The sequence below is a fragment of the Streptomyces corallincola genome (genome assembly GCF_019104725.1).
In the GTDB taxonomy this organism is placed as follows: domain Bacteria; phylum Actinomycetota; class Actinomycetes; order Streptomycetales; family Streptomycetaceae; genus Streptomyces; species Streptomyces corallincola.
In genome coordinates this window covers 1-440 of the sequence record NZ_JAHRXF010000104.1, presented here as the reverse complement: position 1 = coordinate 440, position 440 = coordinate 1, and the positions used below count along the sequence as shown (strand labels likewise).

Here is a 440-nt window from a genome sequence, read left to right as displayed (position 1 = left end):
AGCATCCGGGGGGCGTTGGAGGCGGCGTTGACTCCCATGACGAACAGGGCGTCGGTGGCGTCCCAGTCCTTCAGGTCCACGGTGCCCTTGCCGGTGCCGAGTGCGGCGGTCATCGCCCGGCCGCTGGCCTCGTGGCACATGTTGGAGCAGTCGGGGAGATTGTTCGTCCCCAGCTCACGGGCCATCAACTGGTACAGGAACGTGGCCTCGTTGCCGAGCCGCCCCGACGTGTAGAACGACGCCTGGTTCGGGTTGTCCAGACCGCGCAGGGTCCGTCCGACCAGCTCGAAGGCGTCCCGCCACGTGATGGGCACGTACCGGTCCGAGTCCGCGTCGTAGACCATCGGCTCGGTCAGCCGACCCTGGTCCTCCAACGCGAAGTCGCTCCACTCGGACAGCTCCGAGACCGTGTGCGCCGCGAAGAACTCCCGGCCCACCCG

Annotated in this window: 1 protein-coding gene; it reads right to left on the bottom strand. The window is 68.4% G+C overall.

Translation table 11 applies throughout. The annotated features are described in order from the left end of the window. Positions 1-440 (bottom strand): molybdopterin-dependent oxidoreductase (locus KUM39_RS27970; protein ID WP_217788572.1); only part of this gene is annotated, 440 nt, incomplete at both ends.